Here is a 530-nt window from a genome sequence, read left to right as displayed (position 1 = left end):
GCCGGATACTGCACGCTGTTCCCGGCCGGGCTGGCGATCGTCGCCGGCGGTACGGCGGTGGCGGTGGCGGTGAAGGATCGCAACGTTGCCACCGCGCGCTCGATCGACAAGGCATCCGGGACCACGATGGCGGAGCAAGGGGTATGATTGAGCTCCTGACCCGCTTGGGCCTTACTGGGCGAGTTCATCGCGTCCTCGCGGCGATTGCTCTGGCGGCAGCCTGTCTCGCGCTCCTGTGGCTCTGGGCGCGATCTCATGACGAAAAGCAACAGGCGGCGGGTGCTTCCGCCCAGCGCGAGGGTGACCTGCGCGAGACCATCAACCGGGCGGAGCAGGGAAATGCGGCGCGTGTGGAAATCCAGGATGCCTTCAACCGCGGCGATGGCCGCAGCACTGCTGTCTATGACCAGTGCCTGCGGACAGCCCGAACCCCCGCGAACTGCGAGCGATTTCTGCCTCGTGAGCAAGCGACTGACCGCTGAGCCTGCGCCGGCGGCCGGGCAGGATGATCCCGGCAACAGGTTCGACAC

1 protein-coding gene is annotated in these 530 nt (G+C 67.2%); it reads left to right on the top strand.

Going from position 1 to position 530, the window contains the following annotated elements:
• Nucleotides 1-143 precede the first annotated feature (143 nt).
• Entirely contained in the window at nucleotides 144-482 is a 339-nt protein-coding gene (locus tag ADT71_RS00005) for a hypothetical protein (RefSeq protein ID WP_054434051.1), read from the top strand.
• Nucleotides 483-530 lie beyond the last annotated feature (48 nt).

The organism is Novosphingobium sp. ST904 (genome assembly GCF_001298105.1).
Classification (GTDB): Bacteria; Pseudomonadota; Alphaproteobacteria; order Sphingomonadales; family Sphingomonadaceae; genus Novosphingobium.
Note: the sequence above shows the minus strand (reverse complement) of the source record. Positions and strands in the feature narration are given on the sequence as shown.

Coding starts and splice junctions, on each gene's coding strand:
- ADT71_RS00005 (WP_054434051.1), top strand. CDS start 144: ATGATTGAGCTCCTGACCCGCTTGGGCCTTACTGGGCGAGTTCATCGC.